Source organism: Ornithinimicrobium sp. F0845, assembly GCF_023015765.1.
Classification (GTDB): Bacteria; Actinomycetota; Actinomycetes; order Actinomycetales; family Dermatophilaceae; genus Ornithinicoccus.
Genome location: NZ_JALKAL010000004.1, coordinates 132,747 through 153,112, shown reverse-complemented (window position 1 = coordinate 153,112; position 20,366 = coordinate 132,747). Strand labels below are relative to the sequence as shown.

Sequence of the window (20,366 nt, the reverse complement as noted above, 5' to 3'; positions counted from 1 at the left end):
CCCAGGACCGACGGGTCCGCGTCGGAGGAGGCATGGCACGGCATACTCACGGCATGGCGATGCGAGGGGCGAGGCAACGGGCGGGGCAGACGATCTACGGCCTGGGCGAGCGGGTGTGGACGAGCAGACCCCTGAAGGTCACCCGTCGCGCTGCGCTCCGGGCAGGCACCGGGGCCCTCACCCAGAGCTACAGCCTCTACAAGGTGCACCCGGCGATGTGGCGCCTGACCGCGACCCACTACCGGCCGTGGATGGGCGACTTCGCGCGCTGGCACGCGTGGATGACCTGTCAGCTCGGGTCGCTGCACGTGCCGGCCTACCAGCAGTTCCTCCGGGAGCGGGACTGGACCTTCCGGTGGTGGGACCTGGAGAACTACCCGCCGACCAGCAAGGACACCTACGTGACCCGCTTCGGCGAGGAGGCCCGCTGCTGGCACGGCGAGATGGACCTGCGCGGCACCCTCGTGGATGAGTCCTCCGGCTCCTCGGGTCGCCCGTTCAACTGGGTCCGCGGCAGGGAGGAGCTCCAGGACATCCACCGGAACGTCGCCGGCTTCACCTCACTGATGATGAGGGACGAGCCGCGGCTGTTCGTCATCAACGCCTACTCGATGGGGGCGTGGGCGACCGGCACCAACACCGGCATCGCGATGGCCAAGATCGCCATGGTCAAGAACACCGGCCCCGACCTGGACAAGATCGTGGACACCATCACCCACTTCGGGACCGGCTTCACCTACCTGATCACCGCCTACCCGCCCTTCCTGAAGGACCTGCGGGACCGGCTCGACGACGAGGGTTTCGACTGGGACCGGCACCGCATGCACGGACTGGTCGGTGGCGAGGGGATGACCGAGGCGCTGCGCGACTACTGCGAGGAGCGTTTCCTGACGGTGCGCTCCGGCTACGGCGCCTCCGACCTGACCATCGGCATCGGCGGCGAGACCGAGCTGACCGTGTGGCTGCGTCGCCAGCTGCTGCGCGACCACGACCTGCGCGAGGCCGTGCTCGGCCCGGACGAGACGCGCACGCCGATGATCTTCCAGTACAACCCGCTCGAGACCTACCTCGAGGTCACCGACGACGGCGAGATCCTCTGCACCCTCACGTCGACGTCGGTGCTCAGCCCTAAGCTGCGCTACAACATCGGCGACGAGGGGGTGATCCTGGACTGGCACGACCTGGCCGCGATCCTGCGCACCCGCCCCGAGTGGCAGTCCGCCGCGCGCCGGGCCTGGCAGGCGCAGGGCATGAAGCTCCCGCTGCTCCTTCTCTACGGCCGCAAGGACGCCACGATCTCGTTCATGGGCGCCAACATCTATCCCCAGGACGTCGAGAACGGGCTGTACGCCGACTCCGCCCGCGCGGCCCGCCTCGCCTCCTTCACCCTCACCCTGGAGGAGCTCGACGGCGGCCGGGACAGTCAGCCCGTGATCCACCTCGAGCTGCGCGAGGACGAGTCGCTCACCGCGGACGAGCGCTCCGAGCTGGCCCGCGACGCCCAGGAAGGGGTCGTGGGCTACCTCGCCAGGGTCAGCCGCGACTTCGCCCAGTCGCTGGAGGAGTCCGCCCGCACCGGCGACATCGAGGTCCGCGTGCACGACTTCGGCACCGGCCCGTTCGCGGTGGAGAACACCAAGCTCAAGCGGGTCTACCTGCAGAAGGGCACGCCGTGAGCACGGGGGTGGCAGGCGCAGGCAGTATGCCGAGGGCCGACCTGGCCGCGCGCCTGCGGGACCGTGCGAGGTTGGCCGACCCATCGGCCGCCCGGCACGCCGGCGCGGTCTTCGTCGGAGCGACCCGCTACACCGGGCCGCTGGCCTGGCTCCGACTGGCGCCGCAGTGGGGCCGGCTGGTCCGGCAGATGCGGCGGATGCCCGGCTACCTCTACCACCGCGTCTACTACGAGCCTCCGTTCAGCCTGGGCACCCTCGGCTTCTTCGAGACCCAGGACGACCTGATGCGCTTCGCCCGCACCGGTGAGCACCGGGAGCTCATGGGCTGGGTGCTGAGTGAGCGCAACGCCAGCGGCGGCTACATCCGCATCTTCTACAACGTGCCCGCAGCACCCGAGGCTTCGGACCGGGACGAGGGACCGTCAGGGGAGGGGGACCGATGAGGACCCAGGACTTCAGCAGGGCACCGGACATCGCCCAAGCGGGGGTGATGTTCGTCGGCGGGACGCGCTACACCAGCCCCGCGGCCTGGCTGCGGCATGCCGGCCGCTACCGCACGATGATCACGGAGATGAAGCGGATGCGCGGCTACCGCGGGCACCGCACCTACTGGCAGCCGCCGTTCACCCTCGGCACGATCGCCTGGTTCGACACGATGGACGACCTCATGCTCTTCGCGCGCACGGGCACCCACCGCGAGCTGATGGCCTGGGTCACCGACGGCACCCGCAACGCGACCGGCGGCTGGATCCGCGTTTACACGGCAGACCCGCACGGCTACACCAACGGGGTGTGGCGCGCCGAGGGCAATGTCATGCGCAACATCGACACCTTCACCCCGATCGCGAAAGAGCAGGTCGGGCCACCCGTCGTGCGCCACAAGCGGGCGACGAAGGAGCCGATGACGGGCCCGCCCGTTGACGGGCAGCTCCGGTGACGGCACCGGCACCGTCGTTCGACGCCGGTGGCGGCCTGTCCGTGGGGCCGGCGCGCACGAAGGCCGACCTTCGCGAGTTCCTCGAGCTGCCGCTACGGCTGCACCCCCGGGACCGCTACGTCCCCCTGTGGGAGGACACCGTCCGCTCCTGGTGGCAGGGGCTGGGCCCGCACACCGCACACGGCAGCGTCATCGTCGCGCTCGCCCGCGACGCCCACGGCACGGTCGTCGGCAGGACCACGGTCCACTTCGACAGCCGGATGGACGAGAAGCTGGGCACCCGCGCCCAGCTCATGGGGGCCACCGAGTTCACCGCACCCGAGGTGCTCGCCGGACTCACGGCATACTCCGAGATGGTCGCCCGGGAGGCGGGCCGCACCACCCTGCTCGGCCCGGTCTCGCTGCTGCCCAACCAGACCGGCGGCGTCATCACCTCCGGCTTCGCCGAGCGCGGCTTCGTCGACTCGCCGTGGAACCCGGAGCACTACCCCGCGGCGTGGGAGGCCGCCGGCTTCATGCCCGTCTGGCCCGCCGCGACGTGGATCTGCGAGGACCTGGCGGCCCACGACCCCGACGAGGTGTTCCCCCGCGGCGCCGATCCGCTGCCCGACGGTGTGGAGCTGCACCACGGGCGACGGCGGGGACTGACCCGGCAGCTCGGCATACTCCGCTCGATGCTCAACCCGAGCTTCGCGCAGCTGCCGTACTACACGCCGATCACCGCCGAGGAGCTCGCCGCCGCGACCGACGGGCTGGCCTGGCTGCTGGACGAGCAGCTGCTGCTGTGGCTGACGGTGGACGGGGAGCCGTCGGCGTTCGTGCTCGTGGTGCCCGACCTCACCGCGTTCGTGCAGTCGACCGGCGGGCGGATGGCGCTGCGTGACCAGGTGCGGTTGCTGCTGACGCGGCGGCGCTATCGACGGGACGCGGAGCTCATCATCAAGGGGACCGTCCCGGACGCGCAGGGTCGGGGACTGATGTCGATCCTGTCGCACCGGCTGCTGGCCAACCTGCGGGCCGGGGGCTACGAGTCGCTGCGCGTGACCTTTATCGGTGAGGACAACCAGGCCTCGGCGGCGCAGTTCGCCGCGATGGGCGGGCGGCCGCTGCACGGCGTGACGTTCTACCGCAAGGAGCTGACGTGAGTCCTGCGGATCCGCCCGCCGCCCCCGGCACGTCCCCCGACCCGGGGACAGCCCCCGTCCCCGGGACGTCCCCCGCCGAGCGACTGCTCGCGCGCGCGGCCGACTGGGGTCGGGCGCCGAGCGCGCACAACACCCAGCCGTGGGAGGTTCGCGCCGACGGACCCGACGCCCTCGTGCTGGGGTGGGACGCCGACCGGGTGCTCGAGGTCGGCGATCCGACGCGCCGCGACCTGCTGCTCTCCCTGGGATGCGTCGCGGAGGCCATCTCGATCGTCGCCGCCGACGAGCAGTATGCCGTGCGTCCCACCTGGCAGGTCGACCGCGGGCGGCGCGTGGCCGGGAGGGTGGAGCTGACCGCGCTCGGTGACGAGCCGGGAGGAGGTGGGGCGGGTGACGATGCGCGCTTCAGCGTCGACGAGCTGCTCAGTCGTCGCACCGCGCGGGCGGCGTATGTGGAGCCGTTCGTCACGGCGGAGCAGGTGGCGGAGGTGGCCGAGGCAGCAGGACTGGTCCGTGGTGCGGGGACCGTGAGTGGTGCGGGGACGGTGAGTGGTGTGAGGCTGGTGAGTGGTGCCGGGCCGGTCGATGGTGCGGGGCTGGTCGGTGGTGCCGGGCCGGCGAGTGGCGGGCGACTCGCGGTCCTGCCACACGACCTCGTCGAGACGCACCTCCGGGCTGCGGACCGGTGGACCTTCGACGGCCCGGCCACGGCGGAGCTGCGGCAGTGGCTGCGGTTGGACCCGCGCGACCCTGCCTATGGGCGCGACGGGCTGTCCGACGCCGGTCTTGGTCTGGCCGGTTGGGAGCGTGCGGGACTCCGGCTTGCGCTGCGGCCGGGCGTCCTGGGTCTGCTGCGGCGCACCCGGCTGACCGCGCTGCTCGCCCGGACCGCCACTGCGCGACCGCTCGGCACGGTCGTCGCCCTCACCGCGCCGACCGACCTGCCCGACGAGGCCATGATCGACCTGGGCCGATCACTCCTGCGGGTCTGGTTGGCCGCTGCCCGTGCGGGGCTGGCCGCCCACCCGCTCAGCCAGCTTCTCGACTGCCCCATGAGCGCTGCGGGGGTGACGGCGCAGCTGGGAGGGGAGAGCACGGCATACTGCGTCTTCCGACTCGGCCGGCCACGCAGCGCACCGGCACGGTCCCACCGACTGACCGACTGACCGGTCCCACGACCGACGGACCGCCCCCACGACCGACGGACGGAGCCGTTCCCCCGCGGGCGCACGAGGTCGGCGATGACGGTGGGGCGGGCTCAGCCCAGGTGCTCGCCGGCGCCCACGGCATACGCCTCCCGGATCCACCCCGCCAGCTCCGCGTCGAACTGGTCCAGCGAGGTCAGGCGCAGGTGGTGGACGAAGAGGCGGCTCGTGTAGGGACTGACGCTGCCAACGCGCGGATCGTCGGCGAGCTCACGCTGCAGGTCGAGGTAGACCGTCAGCCCGGCGGCCGTGGGCCGGGCACCGGCGAACCCGCGACGCACCCCCTTGAAGGTCACAGTGCTCTTGCTCGGGGAGAACTCGAACGGCCCGCAGTCGCCCACGAGCTCAACGAAGCGGTGGAACATCACCACGTTCGCGGCGGGTTTGTCCCTGAGGTGATCATCGACCGTCCAGGAGGTGCTCATCAGGGCAGGATGACAGCCACGACCGACAGTCGCCGTCGCGCAGCGTGCGACACCGTTGGTGATGCGACCTCGGCGCGGCCCGGTCGCTACAGTGACGCGCGATGGTTGGCGACGAGACTCGGCAGGCGGGATCCCCGCCCGATCCCGCGTCCGCGCCGGCAGGGTCGGCGAACGACACACCTGACCCGGCCGGTGAGCCGTGGCTGCGCGAGTCGGGCCAGCTGGTGCGGGGCGCTGCAGCCCTGCTGGCGCAGCACTGGCTGCCGTTGCTCGCAATCGGCGCCGCCAGCCTGCTGGCCCACGAGCTGCTCTCCCGGCTCGCGGTGGCCGCGGGACTCGTCGGTGCCGTGCCTGGCTTCCTCGCGCTCGCGCTGGTCCCGCTCGCGAGCCTGGCCGCGCTGGTCGGGATGCTCCTGGTGGTGCGCAGCCGGGAGGCCCGGCGCTCCAACTTCTGGGGCGTGATCGCCGCTGCGGGGAGCGTCCTCGTGCCCTTCCTCGTGGTGTATGAGAGCCGCGGTGACCTGCGTGCCGACCTCATCAACTACGTGCGGGGCACGCTCTATGAACAGCTCGGGGCCGAGACGATCGTCAGTGGTCTGCCGCAGATCGCGTCCTGGCTCGTGCTGGGCATCGTCGCCACCGCCCTGGTGGTCCGGGCCGTGGGTGCCCGCCTCGCGAGCAACGAGCGCTGGGGCCTGGTCGAAGGTCCTCGCCGCGGGGTCCTGCACATCGTCGTCGGGTATGCCGAGGTGGTCTGGATGACGCTCGGTGCCTGGGTGCTGACCGGCGTGCTGAGCGGGCTGAGCGGCTGGTGGTCGACGCGCTCGGTGGCCCAGGGACTCTCCGACGTGTGGGCGCGCGTGCGCGAGAACCTGCCCAGCCTGGGGGCGTTCGGCGACTGGATGTTCGGTGCCGTGCCCGTGCTGACCGACGCCGTGGTCACCGGTCTGGTGGTCCCGATCTCGGTGCTCACCATCGCGGTGATCGTCTACGGCCTGCAGGTCGCCGACACGGTGCGCCCGGACGACGTGGTTGCGGTCGTCCGGAGGGGGCGCTGGCGTGCGCTCACCGGCCGGGTGGGGGACGCGCCGCTGCGACAGGCCTGGAGCCGACTCTCCGACACCGAGGGTCACTTCGGTGCGCTCGTGGGTGGTCTCGCACTCGTGATGCGGTCGGCGTTCGCCCCGGTCCTGGCCTACTGCGTGCTGTTCACCCTGCTGGCCCAGCTGGACGTGGTCGTCTGGTGGGTAGCGCGGCTCGTGCTCGGTTGGCGCAGGGAGATCTTCTGGGAGGCGGTGTACGCCCCGATCGAGGGGGTCGCGCAGCTGCTCACCCTCGTGCTGACCGTCGCGCTGACCGCGGTCTTCGCCGACCGGTTGCTCACGCGGTTCGGCGCGGCGGGACAGCTGGGTTTCAGGGGCCCGCGTCCTCGTCGGGAGGCAGCGGCAGCTCGATGAACGTCGCCGGAGGGAACTCGCGTGCGTCCACCCGCACCGAGACCAGCCCGGTGTCGTCCGGCACGAGCACCAGCATCGACTGATGCGACGGCACCGGGTCCTCCGTGTGGTCGGCGGACCCGCAGGTCAGCCACGGGAGGTAGGGGTCGGCGTAGGGGACCTCCTGGCCGGCCTGGAACAGTCGGCCCCGGTCGTCGCGCACCTGGACGTCGCAGGTGCTGGCCTCCGTGGAGTCCTCCGCCGAGACCTCGAAGTCCAGCACCAGGTAGCTGAACCCTGCGGGGGCCGGCTCCTCCTCCACCTCCGAGACCGTCGCGGCCCCTGTGAGCCGCACGCTCAGCGAGTCGACCACTGCTCGACCCTGGTCGTCGGGTGTGATCGCGACGTGCTGCCCGAGGCTCCACCAGCCCTCGCGCCCCTGCTCACTGACGAACCATCCCCAGCCGGCGAACGAGACCACGAGCCCGGTGGCCGCGACGATCGTCGCGACCCGGCCGCGCCGGCGGCTCACCGGTCACCCTCCGCCAGGACGCTCGGCCGCTCCAGCGTCAGCGGCTCTGAGTTGGTGCGGACGGTCAGCGGGACCCGCAGGACCCTGCTCGGCAGCCGGGCGTCGGGGGTCTGCGGTCGGAGCTCCAGGGCCAGGTCGCCGACGTCGGCGGGCACCTCGAAGAGCAGGCTCCCCCGGGACCAGATGTCCGGGCCTGCCGGCCACACCCTGCCGGCCGATCCGAAGCCGCTGGGCTCGGAGAACTCGCGGCCAGCCTCGTCGATGAGCACGACCTCCTCCGGGGTGTCCCACGCGTCGGTGGTGGCATAGGACAGGTCGACCACCACGAACGCGCCGGGGCTGGTCACCACCTCCAGGTCCTCCAGCTGGGTGGAGGTCGCTGCACCGTGCACGTGGACCTGGAAGTTGTCCACCGTGATGTCCGAGGCCTCCTCGCCGCGCTGCACCGTGTGCCACCCGCTCGCCAGGAAGTTGGCGTCGATCGCGTTGGCGGCCGCGCCCGCCGCGACGGCCGCCGCCAGCATCGCGGCCGCCGCCCACCGGCCCCGGCGCACGTGCACTCCCTCGCCCGCCCGGCGGCCTTGGCTCTGCTCACTCGTGCTACTGCTGCGGTCCTGACTTCCCTCGCTCGTGCCGGTGCGGTCCTGCGCTCCCTCACTCGTGCTGCCGGTGCGGTCCTGCGCTCCCTCACTCGTGCTGCCGCTCACTCGTCCTCCTCCTCGAGGATGGAGGCCGGGGCCTCACCGCGGGGCAGGTGGACGTAGAAGGCGTCTGCGGTGGCGCGCCAGGTGTGGTAGCCCGCCTCGATGTTCCACTCCGTCCAGGCGGACTGGTTCATGGTCAGAGTCAGCTCGGCCGGCGGGTCCTGGAGCCCGGTGGTGCGCCAGAGCAGCGCGACCTCGTAGGTCACCCCAGGCTGCGCCGAGCCGAGTCGCGCGCCGGTGTCGACGCGCAGCACCTCGTAGGGGTTGGGCGAGCCGTCGTTCGGCACGTCAGCCGGGAGCTCGAACGTCGGGTCGTCGAAGGTGACGCTGATCGGTTGCGTCCCCTGGTTGGTGATCTGCACGCGGGCACCCACCCAGCGCTCTCCCTCCTCGAGGCTGCCCGCGTCGACCGTCTCGGAGACGAAGAACGACCGCGGCACCACGCGGTAGGCCCCGGTGTCTGTCACGGTCCCGGGCTCGACCTCGCGCGGCGGTGGGTCAGCGGGTCCGAAGCCGCCGACGGCCGCGACCACCACCGGGACCAGCAGCACCAGCGAGAGCACGACGCGCCGGGGCCACGTGGCGAGCAGGAACGCCAGCATCGCGCGTGCGGTGATCGCCCCGGGTTCGGTCACGACGGACAGGCTAACGTGACGGGAGCTCGTGGCGGCACCGTCGCCGGTGACGCTCGGACCCGGCCCCCACCCGGGAGCAGTTCGAGGCAGGCATCGCGGACAGCAGAACGGCGCCGACCCCCGGAGGGGATCGGCGCCGCATGTGGTCCGGGGGACCGTCAGCTGAGGGTCAGGCCGCGCACGCGGTCTCCAGCTCGGCCTGGGCGTCGGCCGAGCCCTGGGTGTCGATCTCCGGCAGGGTGATCGCACCGGACTCGGGGTCGATGACGTCCTCGCTCGCCTCGTTGACCGCGGCCTGGGCCTCGGCGAACGGGGCGTTGACCTCGAGCAGCAGCGCGGAGATGTCCTCCGGGGCCTCCTCGGCGGTGGCGTCGATGCGGCTCTTGAGCAGGGTCACCTCGCTCATGGTGATGGTGTCGACGATCTCACCGTTGTCGATCGCGGCGCGGGCCGCCTCGGCGCGGTCGGCCAGCGGGCCGCCCTCGGTGAAGAACTCCTGGCAGGCCGGGTCGCTGAAGCTGCCAGCTTCCTCGGTCTCGCCCGCGGCGTCGCCGGTCTCCTCGGCCATGTCGCCGGTCTCCTCGGCCATGTCCTCGGTGGTCTCGGCCGCCGTGTCCTCGGTGGTCTGCTCCACCGGCGTGGTCTCGTCGGTGGGCTCGTCCTCGCCACCACAGGCGCTCAGGGCGAGGGTGGCGGTCGTCGCCACGGCAATCAGGCTGAACTTCTTCACGTCATACTCCTCATGTAGTCCCTCTGAACCGGGCGGCCGTGAGCATGACGGGAGACAGGGGTCACTCCATCACGCTCGGTGGCTTCGTTGACCCGGGTATGCACTCCCAGGCGTCCCTCGCCGGAGTGGCAACCCACCCATTGTGCGCAGATTGTTTAGCCGAAGCAACTTGATATCGCGGGCTTCGCCCAGGGCTGATTTCGGTGGCCAGGAGGGGTGGGGTGCGAGGCTCAGGGCGTGAAGGTGATGGCGTCCAAAACCCGGACGGCCAGGTCCTCGTCACCGACCACGGAGTATGTCGTGTCGCCGGTCGTGCGGCGCCCCGCCGCACGCCGGGTGAGAGCCTCGGTCGACAGGCTGATCGTGGTGGAGGGGTCCTCGCCCGAGTGGACCGCCTCGCCCATGCCGCTCTCGCTCTCGCCGGTGAACAGGGAGTGGTAGGTCACCTCCCCCGTCTCGTCGTGGCTGACCCGCACGCCCATCCGGGCCGTCACCGGGCCGGTGCTCTCCAGGATCACGGTCTGTCCGTCGGCCATCGGCACAGCGTGCATCAGCTGACCGAAGGACCGCACCAAGGCATTGACGAAGGTCGCCGCGGCCGGGGTGTCCAGGTCGCCGATACGGCCGAGCGCCTCGCGGATGTCCTGCTCGTGGGTCCAGATGTCGGTGAGCCGCAACCTCAGCAGCGAGCTGAGCCTCATCGTCGAGTCCATCGGGGCACGGACCTCGGTGTCCAGGGTCAGGTCCGGGTCGGCCAGCGTCGCCAGCCGGTTGTGCAGCAGCGTCTCCAGCTCGGCCACCACCTCCGGCCCGGACGTGCCCCGGCGGGCCTGGACCCCCTGCTCCATCCACGCGGCGAACTCGTGCCGGACGTGCTCCAGCCCGCTGACCTCCACATCCGGGTGGTCACCGCCGTCGAGGTAGTGCTCCACCGCGGCGATGTGCGAGACGTGGTCGAGCACGCTCCAGCCCGGGCACGACGTCGGCTCGGCGAACTGCTCGGGGGTGCACCCGTGGCCGAGGTCGATCACGGCCTGCACGGTCTGCCGGAAGCCCTCGACGAGCTCGTCCAGGTCGCGCGGGGGAGTGGGATGTAGGGGCATGCAGGCAGCGTACCTAGCATGGGAGCGTGACCACCGATCTGAGCCGACCCTCATCGACCACCCGGCCGGGGCTCTCCCGGGTGCTGGTGGCGCCGGTCGGCATGGTGGTGGCCTCCGGTGTTGTCGTGGCCGTGCTCATCGGCACCATCTCCGGCGCGGTGGAACCGCTGGTCCTGGGCGACACCGGACCGGTGGTGCGCTACGGCCTGGTTGTCAACCGGGTCCTGCACGACCTTTCTGCCGCCCTGGCCATCGGGCTGCTGCTGGTGGCGGCCTTCCTCACCCCGGAGGCACGCCAGACCGCGCGCCGGTCCACGGCAGCCGTCGCCGCGGCATACTGCGCCGGCGCGTGGGCACTGACCTGCGTGGCGGGGCTCGTCTTCACCTTCTCCGCGTCCTCCGGCCTGCAGCTCTCCGACCCGGGCTTCTGGGGCGAGCTGACCCGCAGCGCCTGGGACCTGGAGATCACCCGGCTCATCCTGATCGAGCTCGTGATGGTCGCCCTGCTGTGCGCCTTCGCCGCCGTGGCACGCACCCGCGGCCAGCTGGCGTGGGCCTTCACCCTGGCGGTCGCGACGATGTGGCCCGTCAGCTTCGCCGGGCACGGCAGCAGCCTGGTCGGTCACGAGCAGGGCATGACGGGCCTGCTCATCCACCTCATCGGCGTCTCCCTCTGGGTCGGCGGTCTGCTGGCGATCGTCATCCTCCGGCCCGTGCTCGGCACGGCGATGCCGGTCACCCTGAGGCGCTACTCCACGATCGCCCTGGCCTGCTACGTGGCCGTCGGTGGTTCCGGCGTGCTCTTCGCGCTGCTCCAGGCCGACGACCTGGGTGACCTCTTGTCGCCATACTGGCTGGTGCTGTGGCTCAAGGTGGTCGCCCTGCTGGTGCTCGGGATGTTCGGCTACAACCAGCGCCGGCTGCTGCTCGAGCGGGACACGACCCGGCCCGGGGTCTTCGCGCGTCTGGCCCTCACCGAGCTCGGCGTGATGGGGGCCGCGGTCGGACTGGGCGTGGCGCTCTCGCGCACGCCTCCGCCGGTGGTCGAGGACATCACCGGCGGCGACCCGGCGCTGCCGCTGACCGGCTTCCCCACGCCGGAGCCGTTCACGATGGGCAAGCTGCTCACGGCCTGGGAGCCGATGTGGCTCTTCCTGATCCCCGCCCTGCTCGCGGTGGGTCTCTACCTCGCCGCGGTCCGCCGACTGCGCCGCCGCGGGGACGCGTGGCCGGTCGGCCGCACCGTGCTCTGGGTGATCGGCTGGGCCATCTTCATCTACGCCACCTGCGGCGCCCCGGGGCAGTACGGCAAGGTCATGTTCAGCCTGCACATGGTGATGCACATGGCGCTGATGATGGCGGTGCCGATCTTCCTGGTGCCCGCCGCGCCGGTCACGCTCGCGCTGCGCGCGCTCAAGGCCCGCACGGACAAGACGCTTGGCCCCCGCGAGGTCATCCTGGCGATCGTGCACAGCCGCTGGGCCGCGTTCTTCGTCAACCCGCTCGTGGCCGCGGTGATGTTCTTCGGCTCGCTCATCGCGTTCTACTACACGGCCTGGTTCGAGTGGTCCCTGTCGACGCACTCCGGCCACGTCGTGATGGTGGTCCACTTCTTCCTCACCGGCTACACCTTCGTGTGGGCGCTGGTGGGCAAGGACCCGGGGCCGCCGAAGTGGCCGGCACCGCTGCGCCTCATGGTGCTGATCGGCACCCTCGCCGCGCACGCCTTCTTCGGGCTGGCCCTGATGAGCGGCACCTGGCTGCTCGCGCCGACCTTCTTCAAGACCGTCGACCTGCCGTGGGTGCCCGACCTGCTGGCCGACCAGCAGCTCGCCGGCATGATCGCCTGGGGCATCGGTGAGCTGCCCACCGTGGTGCTGGCGATGATGGTCACCCTGGACTGGCTGCGCTCGGACGAGCGCGACGCCACGCGGCACGACCGCCGGGCCGACCGCGACGGCGATGCCGAGCTCACGGCATACAACGAGCAGCTGGCCGAGCTGGCCCGGCGGGGCAGCGACCCCCGCGCCCGCTAGCGCGACCCAGGACCCGAGTTCCCCAACCGAGGAGAGAGACGTGCGCATCGCCCTGATCCAGCTGGAGTATGCCGACGGCGAGCCGATCGCCGACCGCACCGACCGCGTGGTCGAGCTGGTGCGGGCCCAGGCCGGGCACGATCTCGTGGTGCTGCCGGAGATGTGGAGCGCCGGGGCGTTCGACTACCGCGGCTGGCCGGACCGGACCCAGACGGTCGACGGGCAGGTCGTCGCCCGGGTCGCCGAGGCCGCGCGGGAGATCGGGGCGGTGGTGCACGCCGGCTCCATCGCCGAGGCACCGGTGGACGAGGCGGGGCCGCAGGGGCGCGGGCTGTGGAACACCTCGGTGCTGCTCGACGCCACGGGGGAGCGGATCGCGCGCTACCGCAAGATGCACCGGTTCGGCTTCGGCAACGGCGAGCCGCGGCTGATGGAGGCCGGCGAGGAGGTCGTCGTGCTCGACCTCCCGGCGCCGGCCGAGGGGCTGCGGGCGGGGCTGTCCACGTGCTACGACCTGCGCTTCCCCGAGCTCTACCGGGCCCAGGTCGACGAGGGGGCCGAGCTGTTCGTGGTGCCTGCGGCGTGGCCCTCGGCGCGGGTCGAGGCCTGGCGGCTGCTGCTGCGCGCACGGGCGATCGAGAACCAGTGCTTCGTGCTGGGCTGCAACACCGCGGGCACGCACGCGCGCACGGAGATGGGCGGCTACAGCGCGGTCGTCGACCCGCGCGGCGAGGTGCTGGCCGAGGCGGGCACGGGTCAGGAGGTGCTCTCCCTGGAGATCGACCCGGGCGAGGTCGCACGGTTCCGCGAGGAGTTCCCGGTGCTGGCGGACCGACGGCTCTAACCCATTCTTGGGGAGGTCGTGTACGCCTCCCACGCATTCTAGGGGAGGTTCTGTACGCGTCGCGCCCAACCTGGGGGAGGTTTTGTACACGTCCCGACTGGACGCGATCAGGTGCGGAACGCGCGCCCGCTGCGGGGGCGAATCAGAGCCTGTCCTGGTTCAGGGCCCGACGGTGTTGAGGGCGTTGAGGGGCCAATGGTGCTCAGGGCCTCCCACGCCTGCACCATGGACGGGCCGTACCACGTGAGCAGTCGCCCGCTGACCAGCTGCGTCGGGGTGCGAGCGAACGCCTCGGGGCCGTCGCCGGCGCTGAACTCATAGGGCTCGTCCGGCAGCAGCACGACGTCCGCCCCCGCTGCATCCAGCGCCGCGAGCTCGACGTGCGGATAGCGCTCCTCGTGGTCGGCATAGACGTTGCGCAGCCCGGCCCGCGTCAGCAGGTCGGTCGTGAAGGTCCTGGCGCCGACCACCATCCACGGGTCCCGCCAGATCGGCACGGCCACGGAGGCCCGCACCGGCGGCAGCTCCGGAGACCCCCACAGACCCTCGACCTGCTCCAGCCAGCCGGGAGCACCCCAGCCGAGCACCTCGGTGAACAGGTGGCGCATCGCCGTCAGCGCCTGCGGCACCGACTCGATCACAGAGACCCAGACCTTGATCCCCGCCGCACGCAGCCTGCGCACGTCCAGCTCGCGGTTCTCCTCCTGCACCGCCACGACCAGTTCGGGAGCCAGGGCAGCGATCGCCGCGCGGTCGGGGTTCTTCGTGCCGCGCACCCGGGGCACGTCCAGGTCCGCGGGGTGGGTGCACCAGTCCGTCGCGCCCACGAGGGCCTCGACCCGGGCGGCAGCGATCGCCTCCGTCAGCGAGGGCACCAGTGACACGACGCGCCGGACGGGGGCGTCGGGCAGCTCGACGGGCTGTCCGAGGTCGTCGGTGAGGGTGCGCGGCATACTCGCACCGTAGCGAGGCCGGGCCCGGACCGGAGGCGCCTGCCGGAGAGGCGGGCCGGAGGCGATACGGCCGGACGCGCCGGCCGGCGGCGATACGGCCCACCGGACGCGCCGTGCGTGACCCGACCTCACGGCATACTGGCGTCGGCGCCTGGTGAGAGGAGCGGAACGTGACGCAGACTGCCGACCTGCCCCGGGCCGTCGCCGCCGCAGTGCGGGACGCCCGGCGCATCCTGGTGCTGACCGGCGCGGGGATGAGCGCGGAGTCCGGCGTGCCGACCTTCCGCGACGCCCAGACCGGGCTGTGGGAGGCCTTCGACCCCAGCCAGCTCGCGACGCCGCAGGCCTGGCGCGACGACCCGCCCTTCGTCTGGGCCTGGTACGCCTGGCGCATCAAGCTCGTCCGCGACGTCGAGCCCAACGCCGGCCACCGGGCGCTCGCCGACCTGGCCGCACTGCGCGAGGTGACGGTCGTGACGCAGAACGTCGATGACCTGCACGAACGCGCCGGGTCCGAGGTCGCCGCCCACCTGCACGGCGCGCTGACCGAGCTCCGCTGCGCGGACTGCCACACGCAGTATGACGATGCGCCGGCTCTCCCCGACGAGCCGGTCGAGCGCCTCGCCCCGGAGACCTGCGCCGCCTGCGGCGGCGACGTCCGACCGGGTGTCGTGTGGTTCGGCGAGATGCTGCCGGAGGAGGCGGTCCGCACCACCGAGGACGCCATCGAGGCGCTCGCGCCGGGCGACGTCTGCCTGGTCGTCGGGACCTCCGGCATCGTCTTCCCGGCCGCGGGCTACCCGGCCATGGCGCTGGCCAAGGGAGCGACGGTCATCGAGGTCAATCCGGTGGAGACCGACATCAGCGACATGTGTCACCACGTCGTCCGCGGGACGGCCGCTAACGTGCTCCCGGAGCTTGTGGGCGCGGTGGCCGACGACCCCGGCTGACACCACGGGCGCGAGCTGCCGCTGGCACGCGAGGAGCTGGAGCCCGGCGCCACGGTGCTGGTGTGCGGGGCGGGCCTGACCGGCATCGACGCGGCGCTGGCGCTCACGACCGGCCGCGGGCAGACCGCCACGGAGTCCGACGTGCACATCGTGCTGGTTTCCCGCAGCGGTCGGATGATGACGCCGAAGTCGCCCGCCGACCTGGTGCGAGCCACCCACGCGCGCGCCGGTGACACCGGCCGGTTCGTGGACCGTGCCCTCGCCGTGGTCCGCGCCGCGCGGGGGGACGAGCTGCCGCAGGTGCTGGGTGACCTGGCCGCGCACCTGCTCGCCGGCGCGGCGGGGATCTCCCCGGCGCAGGCAGCCGTCAGGAGGATGCCGTCAGGCAGGACTTCCTCCCCGCCAGGGAGCACCGCGGGGCCCGCGTCGGCCCCGGCGCCGAGGTGCTGGACGCCGCAGGGGCCCCGGTGCCCGGTCTCTCGCTGCTCGGACGCGCCGCCGAGGGCGCGGTGCTCGCCACCGACACGCTCCTGCGGGACCTGCACCCGGCGGTCGACGCCTGGGCGCGACGTGTTCTCACCCCTGCCGCGAACTGACCCGGCCCTCGCCCGACTGCAGCGACCGACAGACCGGCGCTCACGACATACTCCCAAAGAAACGTTTGACAATGGACAGGTGTCAAAGATATCTTTGACGTATGGAGATCACCGATCCCCGCGCGATCCGCGCGATGGCCCACCCCCTGCGACTGGAGCTGATCGAGCTCCTCGGCACCGTGGGCCCGTCGACGGCGGCCGAGTGCGCCCGTCGGCTGGGATCCACGCAGGCCAGCTGCTCCTACCACCTGCGGCTGCTCGCGAAGTACGGCTTCGTCGAGCAGGCCGCCCCGCGCGGCGACGGGCGGGAGCGCCCCTGGCAGCTGACCGACATCGAGCAGAGCTGGTCCGGGCACGGTCCGGCCGCCGAGCAGCTCGAGCGGGTGTTCGTCCAGCGCGAGGCCGACCGCATCATGGCCTGGCAGGCTGCCGCCGGGCAGCAACCGGAGGAGTGGCGCGACGTCGGCTTCGTCGGCGGCGCCACCCTCCCCCTGACCGCCGCGGAGGCGGTCGCCGTGCGCGACGAACTGACCGCCGTGATTGAGCCGTATGTCGCGCGCCTCACCGAGCGCACCGGCTGGCCCGAGGGCTACCGCTTCGTGCGCATCCTGCTGGCCGGCACCCCGGTCGGCGCCGAGACCGAGGAGAACACCGATGAGTGAGCAGACCACAGCCCCACCAGCCAGTATGCCGACCGCCCCCGACCTCCCGCCGACCGAGAGCGAGACGGTGGTCCCGGCCGCCGTGGGTGACCTGGGTGCGATCGTCCGGGTCCCGGCCACGGGGCCACGGGGCCGGTGCCCGGCCTCGTCCTCGTCGACGGGTCGGGCGACGGCGACCGGCTCGACTGGGGCGGCTGGCCGGAGTGGCTGGCCGAGGCCGGGTCGGTCGTGCTGCGCCACGACAAGCCCGGCTGCGGCGGCTCGCCGGGCCACTGGACCCAGCAGACGCTGGAGAACCGGGCGCACGAGACCCTCGCCGCGCTCCGGGTGCTGCGCGACCACCCTCGCACCGCCGGTCAGCCGGTCGGCCTCTACGGCATCAGCCAGGGCGGGTGGGTCGCGCTGCTCGCCGCGGCGCTCGAGCCCGACGCGGTGGACTTCGTCGTCTGTCACTCCGGCCCCGGCACGACGCCGGCCGAGCAGGAGCGGGACCGGATCGCGACGTGGCTCCGCGCCGAGGGCCACGACGACGAGGCGCTCGCGGAGGCGATGGCCTGGGTTGACGCCCGCTTCGAGCTGATGCGCGACGGCACCCCGCCCGAGGCGATCCTCGCCGAGCAGCAGCGGCACGCCGACAAGCCGTGGTTCGAGACCACGCTGGTGCCCTACGACTCGGCCGAGGCGATCCGGTTCGTCAGCGGCATGATCGACTTCGACCCCCGGCAGGTGATGCCGGAAGTCCGCTGCCCGGTGCTGGTGCTGTTCGGCGCCGACGACACTCTCGTCCCGGCGCAGACCAGCCTGCGGGAGTATGCCGTGCACCTTCCGTCCGACGTGCGGCACGGCTACGCCGTGTTCCCCCACGCCAACCACGGGTTGTTCGTCGCGGACCCGGTGGACGGCGTGGACCGCCGCGACCAACTGGCGCCGGCCTACCTGCCGACCGTCACCGCATTCCTCGCCGACCGACGCACGGGCTGAGGGAGCGGCGCACGGGGCGTACCGAACTTCCCCAAGAATTGGGTCAGAAGGCCGACTCCGGCAGGCTCATGATCGAGTCGTCGGTGTGCGTGATGATCCCGCGGTCGGAGTGGACCCGGGGCAGGACGTCGCGCGCGAAGAACCTCGCGGCGGCCACCTTGCCGAGGTAGAAGTCCCGGTCCGCGCCGGTGGCGCCTGCGTCGAGCGCCGCCTTGGCGACCTCGGCCTGGCGCAGCAGCAGCCAGGCGATGACGACGTCACCGGCGGCCAGCAGGAACCGGGTGGTCGACAGGCCCACGGCGTAGATCGCCTCGGGTGACCCGCCGGTGCGCGGGTCGGCGGCCATGGCGCGACCGACGAGGTACTCGACCATGCCCTGGACGTCCTCCAGCGCCCGGCCCAGCAGGCCCCGCTCGGTGGCTAGGAAGTCCTCCGCGCCGCCGCCCTTGACCAGCTCCAGCATCTGCGCGGACAGGTGCATCAGCGCCTCGCCCTGGTCACGGACGATCTTGCGGAAGAAGAAGTCCTGGCCCTGGATGGCCGTGGTGCCCTCGTAGAGGGAGTCGATCTTGGCGTCACGGATGTACTGCTCGAGCGGGTAGTCCTGCAGGAAGCCCGAGCCGCCAAAGGTCTGCAGCGACTCGGTGCCCAGCAGCACCCAGGCGCGCTCGGAGCCGCAGCCCTTGACCAGCGGGAGAAGGAGGTCGTTGACCTTCTCGGCCATCCGGGACTCCTCGGTCGGGTGGTCCCCGGCGATCATCACGGTGTCCTGCTGGGTCGCCGTGAACAGCATCAGCGCCCGCAACCCCTCGGCATACGACTTCTGCAGCATCAGGCTGCGGCGCACGTCGGGGTGGTGGGTGATGGTCACCCGTGGGGCGGCCTTGTCGGCCATCTGGGCCAGGTCGGCGCCCTGGACGCGCTCCTTGGCGTACTCCAGCGCGTTGAGGTAGCCGGTGGACAGGGTCGCGATGGCCTTGGTGCCGACGAGCATCCGGGCGTACTCGATGATGTGGAACATCTGCGCGATGCCGTTGTGCTCGTCGCCGAGCAGTGTGCCGACGGCAGGGTTGTCCTCGTCCTCGCCGAAGCGCAGCTCGCAGGTGGTGGAGACCTTCAGGCCCATCTTGTGCTCGATGTTGGCGACCTGGACACCGTTCCGCTCGCCGAGCTCGCCCTCCTCACCGATGTGGAACTTCGGCACGATGAAGAGCGAGAGTCCCTTGGTGCCGGGGCCGGCGCCCTCGGGGCGGGCCAGCACGAAGTGGATCACGTTGTCGTAGAAGGGGGCTTCACCGGAGGTGATGAAACGCTTGACGCCGGAGATGTGCCAGGTGCCGTCGTCGGCCTGGACCGCCTTGGCGCGCCCGGCGCCGACGTCGGAGCCGGCGTCCGGTTCGGTGAGCACCATGGTGGCGCCCCAGTGGTTGTCGATCATCTGCTGGGCGAGCTTCTTCTGCTCGGGCGTGCCCAGGTTGAGCAGGACCTCGGCGAAGGTGTAGCCCGCGGAGAACATCTTCACCGCCGGGTTGGCGCCGAGCGCCATCTCGGCGACGGACCAGGTGAGCGAGGCCGGGGCGCGCGTACCGCCCAGCTCCTCGCTGATCTCCAGGCGCCACCATTCCGCGTCGCGCCAGGCCAGGAAGGACTTGGTGAACGCCTCCGGCATGGTCACCTCGCCGGTGGCGGGGTCGAAGGTCGGCGGCGTGCGGTCGGACTCCAGCAGGCTCTCGCCGATCTCGTTCTCGGTCAGCGTGGCGACCTGGCGCAGGATGTCGCGCACGGTCTCCTCGTCGAAGTCGCCGAAGGCGCCCTGGCCCAGGACGTCCTGCCGGTTCAGGACCTCGAACAGGTTGAACTCCAGGTCGCGGAGGTTGCTCTTGTAGTGGCTCATGTTCCTCAGTCCTCATGCCCGCGCGGGATCGGCGGTGATCCTCAGGTTCGGGGATTTACCCGATACCGACAGTACCTACTTGTCAGTAACAGTGTGCCTCGCGGGACTCGGAAAAGCAAGAAGTGACCGGGCGCGTGGTGTTGCGACCCCAGAGGCGACCGAGCGCGTCGCGTGGCGCTCCCAGGGGGTCAGGACGTCTCGGTCAGGCCGGCATCGTGGACGATGAGCGCGACCTGGGTGCGGTTCGCGGCCCCCAGCTTGTCGAGCACGCGGGAGACGTGGGCCTTCACCGTGGGCAGACCCATGTAGAGGGTGCTGGCGATCTGGGCGTTCGGCCAGCCCTGCCCGATCGCTATCGCCACCTCGCGCTCGCGGTCGGTGAGGTCCTCCAGCAGTGCCAGGGCCCGCTCGCGCCGGGCCTCGCCGGTGGCCGCGGCCGCCTGTCGCACGCCGCCGGCGACCTGGGCGATGAGCTGCTGGGTCACCGAGGGCGACAGGCTCGGCTCGCCGGCGACGACCGCCCGGATCGCCTCGACCAGGCGCTCGGGCCGGGTGCTCTTGAGCAGGAAGCCGTGGGCGCCGATGCGCAGCGCCTCCATCACCATGTCGTCGGTGTCGAAGGTGGTGAGCACGATGATCTTCGGCGGGTCGTCGGACGCCAGGAGCTCGGCCGTCGCCGCCAGGCCGTCCATCACCGGCATCCGGATGTCCATCAGCACCACATCGGGAGCGACCTGGCGGATCAGCTCGATGCCGGCCCGGCCGTCGCCGGCCTCGCCGACGACCTCCAGGTCGGGGGCGCCGCCCAGGATCAGCCCGAGGCCGGTGCGGACGAGGGCGTCGTCGTCGACGAGCACAACCGAGATCGTGCCGCCGGCTCCCGAGGGTTCACTGGTCACGGGGTCCACGGTAACCAGCCCAC

At 71.8% G+C, this 20,366-nt stretch carries 21 protein-coding genes; 12 read left to right on the top strand and 9 right to left on the bottom strand.

Annotated elements, in window-relative coordinates; all coding sequences use genetic code 11:
* Positions 1–53: 53 nt before the first annotated feature.
* Genes MWU75_RS08130 through MWU75_RS08110 form a run of 5 tightly spaced genes read left to right on the top strand, consistent with a single transcriptional unit; the run spans position 54 to position 4,924 of the window.
* Positions 54–1,676: a phenylacetate--CoA ligase family protein gene (locus tag MWU75_RS08130; protein ID WP_247089521.1), complete on the top strand. Its 1,623-nt coding sequence runs from the start codon at positions 54–56 to the stop codon at positions 1,674–1,676.
* Entirely contained in the window at positions 1,673–2,119 is a 447-nt protein-coding gene (locus MWU75_RS08125; RefSeq protein WP_247089519.1) for a hypothetical protein, read from the top strand. Before MWU75_RS08130 ends, MWU75_RS08125 begins: the two co-directional genes overlap by 4 nt.
* Positions 2,116–2,613, top strand: a complete 498-nt coding sequence (locus tag MWU75_RS08120) for a DUF4188 domain-containing protein (protein ID WP_247089517.1) — start codon at positions 2,116–2,118, stop codon at positions 2,611–2,613. Before MWU75_RS08125 ends, MWU75_RS08120 begins: the two co-directional genes overlap by 4 nt.
* Positions 2,610–3,758 carry a hypothetical protein gene (locus tag MWU75_RS08115; RefSeq protein WP_247089515.1) on the top strand — a complete coding sequence of 383 codons (1,149 nt, stop codon included), beginning with the start codon at positions 2,610–2,612 and terminating at the stop codon, positions 3,756–3,758. Before MWU75_RS08120 ends, MWU75_RS08115 begins: the two co-directional genes overlap by 4 nt.
* Positions 3,755–4,924, top strand: coding sequence for a hypothetical protein (locus MWU75_RS08110; protein ID WP_247089513.1), 1,170 nt, complete (start codon positions 3,755–3,757; stop codon positions 4,922–4,924). Before MWU75_RS08115 ends, MWU75_RS08110 begins: the two co-directional genes overlap by 4 nt.
* A 92-nt stretch (positions 4,925–5,016) precedes the next feature.
* Here the strand turns inward: MWU75_RS08110 and MWU75_RS08105 are convergent, their stop codons facing one another.
* Complete coding sequence (locus MWU75_RS08105; RefSeq protein ID WP_247089511.1) at positions 5,017–5,388, bottom strand: DUF5655 domain-containing protein; 372 nt, start codon at positions 5,386–5,388, stop codon at positions 5,017–5,019.
* 101 nt (positions 5,389–5,489) lie between these two features.
* On the opposite strand from MWU75_RS08105, the gene MWU75_RS08100 reads away from it, so the two are divergent.
* Complete coding sequence (locus MWU75_RS08100) at positions 5,490–6,845, top strand: hypothetical protein (protein WP_247089509.1); 1,356 nt, start codon at positions 5,490–5,492, stop codon at positions 6,843–6,845.
* Here the strand turns inward: MWU75_RS08100 and MWU75_RS08095 are convergent.
* From MWU75_RS08095 to MWU75_RS08075, 5 genes are all read right to left on the bottom strand, one after another.
* Positions 6,802–7,356 (bottom strand): hypothetical protein, encoded by a 555-nt coding sequence (locus MWU75_RS08095; RefSeq protein WP_247089507.1) that lies wholly within the window; start codon positions 7,354–7,356, stop codon positions 6,802–6,804. The two genes, MWU75_RS08100 and MWU75_RS08095, sit on opposite strands and share 44 nt — an antisense overlap.
* Positions 7,353–8,063: a hypothetical protein gene (locus MWU75_RS08090; protein ID WP_247089505.1), complete on the bottom strand. Its 711-nt coding sequence runs from the start codon at positions 8,061–8,063 to the stop codon at positions 7,353–7,355. Before MWU75_RS08090 ends, MWU75_RS08095 begins: the two co-directional genes overlap by 4 nt.
* Positions 8,060–8,695, bottom strand: coding sequence for a hypothetical protein (locus MWU75_RS08085; RefSeq protein ID WP_247089503.1), 636 nt, complete (start codon positions 8,693–8,695; stop codon positions 8,060–8,062). Before MWU75_RS08085 ends, MWU75_RS08090 begins: the two co-directional genes overlap by 4 nt.
* Before the next feature lie 169 nt (positions 8,696–8,864).
* Positions 8,865–9,425 (bottom strand): hypothetical protein, encoded by a 561-nt coding sequence (locus tag MWU75_RS08080; RefSeq protein ID WP_247089501.1) that lies wholly within the window; start codon positions 9,423–9,425, stop codon positions 8,865–8,867.
* A 230-nt stretch (positions 9,426–9,655) separates the two neighbouring features.
* Entirely contained in the window at positions 9,656–10,528 is an 873-nt protein-coding gene (locus MWU75_RS08075; protein WP_247089499.1) for a maleylpyruvate isomerase family mycothiol-dependent enzyme, read from the bottom strand.
* Between the two features lie 26 nt (positions 10,529–10,554).
* Between MWU75_RS08075 and MWU75_RS08070 the strand changes: the two genes are divergently transcribed.
* Together MWU75_RS08070 and MWU75_RS08065 are read left to right on the top strand one after the other, a co-directional pair.
* On the top strand, positions 10,555–12,564 hold the full coding sequence (locus MWU75_RS08070) for a cytochrome c oxidase assembly protein (protein WP_247089498.1): 2,010 nt from the start codon (positions 10,555–10,557) through the stop codon (positions 12,562–12,564).
* 40 nt (positions 12,565–12,604) lie between these two features.
* Positions 12,605–13,408 (top strand): carbon-nitrogen family hydrolase, encoded by an 804-nt coding sequence (locus MWU75_RS08065; RefSeq protein WP_247089497.1) that lies wholly within the window; start codon positions 12,605–12,607, stop codon positions 13,406–13,408.
* A 107-nt stretch (positions 13,409–13,515) separates the two neighbouring features.
* On the opposite strand, the gene MWU75_RS08060 is transcribed toward MWU75_RS08065, so the two are convergent.
* Positions 13,516–14,361 carry a helical backbone metal receptor gene (locus MWU75_RS08060; RefSeq protein ID WP_247089496.1) on the bottom strand — a complete coding sequence of 282 codons (846 nt, stop codon included), beginning with the start codon at positions 14,359–14,361 and terminating at the stop codon, positions 13,516–13,518.
* A gap of 170 nt (positions 14,362–14,531) precedes the next feature.
* On the opposite strand from MWU75_RS08060, the gene MWU75_RS08055 reads away from it, so the two are divergent.
* The 4 genes from MWU75_RS08055 (at position 14,532) to MWU75_RS08045 (ending at position 17,550) form a co-directional block, all read left to right on the top strand.
* Positions 14,532–15,311, top strand: a complete 780-nt coding sequence (locus tag MWU75_RS08055; RefSeq protein WP_247089495.1) for an NAD-dependent deacylase — start codon at positions 14,532–14,534, stop codon at positions 15,309–15,311.
* Between the two features lie 467 nt (positions 15,312–15,778).
* Entirely contained in the window at positions 15,779–15,907 is a 129-nt protein-coding gene (locus MWU75_RS19895; protein ID WP_281496989.1) for a hypothetical protein, read from the top strand.
* A 101-nt stretch (positions 15,908–16,008) separates the two neighbouring features.
* Positions 16,009–16,569: a winged helix-turn-helix domain-containing protein gene (locus MWU75_RS08050; RefSeq protein WP_247089494.1), complete on the top strand. Its 561-nt coding sequence runs from the start codon at positions 16,009–16,011 to the stop codon at positions 16,567–16,569.
* A 135-nt stretch (positions 16,570–16,704) separates the two neighbouring features.
* On the top strand, positions 16,705–17,550 hold the full coding sequence (locus MWU75_RS08045) for an alpha/beta hydrolase (RefSeq protein WP_247089493.1): 846 nt from the start codon (positions 16,705–16,707) through the stop codon (positions 17,548–17,550).
* 43 nt (positions 17,551–17,593) lie between these two features.
* Here the strand turns inward: MWU75_RS08045 and MWU75_RS08040 are convergent, their stop codons facing one another.
* Both MWU75_RS08040 and MWU75_RS08035 read right to left on the bottom strand, forming a co-directional pair.
* Positions 17,594–19,444 (bottom strand): acyl-CoA dehydrogenase, encoded by a 1,851-nt coding sequence (locus tag MWU75_RS08040; RefSeq protein ID WP_247089492.1) that lies wholly within the window; start codon positions 19,442–19,444, stop codon positions 17,594–17,596.
* A 188-nt stretch (positions 19,445–19,632) separates the two neighbouring features.
* Complete coding sequence (locus tag MWU75_RS08035; protein ID WP_247089491.1) at positions 19,633–20,343, bottom strand: response regulator transcription factor; 711 nt, start codon at positions 20,341–20,343, stop codon at positions 19,633–19,635.
* Between the last annotated feature and the right edge of the window lie 23 nt (positions 20,344–20,366).

Excerpts from the sequence above, each read along its gene's own strand:
- MWU75_RS08130 (WP_247089521.1), top strand. The coding sequence starts at position 54 with ATGGCGATGCGAGGGGCGAGGCAACGGGCGGGGCAGACGATCTACGGC.
- MWU75_RS08120 (WP_247089517.1), top strand. The coding sequence starts at position 2,116 with ATGAGGACCCAGGACTTCAGCAGGGCACCGGACATCGCCCAAGCGGGG.
- MWU75_RS08105 (WP_247089511.1), bottom strand. The coding sequence starts at position 5,388 with ATGAGCACCTCCTGGACGGTCGATGATCACCTCAGGGACAAACCCGCC.
- MWU75_RS08100 (WP_247089509.1), top strand. The coding sequence starts at position 5,490 with ATGGTTGGCGACGAGACTCGGCAGGCGGGATCCCCGCCCGATCCCGCG.
- MWU75_RS08075 (WP_247089499.1), bottom strand. The coding sequence starts at position 10,528 with ATGCCCCTACATCCCACTCCCCCGCGCGACCTGGACGAGCTCGTCGAG.
- MWU75_RS08060 (WP_247089496.1), bottom strand. The coding sequence starts at position 14,361 with ATGCCGCGCACCCTCACCGACGACCTCGGACAGCCCGTCGAGCTGCCC.
- MWU75_RS08050 (WP_247089494.1), top strand. The coding sequence starts at position 16,009 with ATGGAGATCACCGATCCCCGCGCGATCCGCGCGATGGCCCACCCCCTG.
- MWU75_RS08040 (WP_247089492.1), bottom strand. The coding sequence starts at position 19,444 with ATGAGCCACTACAAGAGCAACCTCCGCGACCTGGAGTTCAACCTGTTC.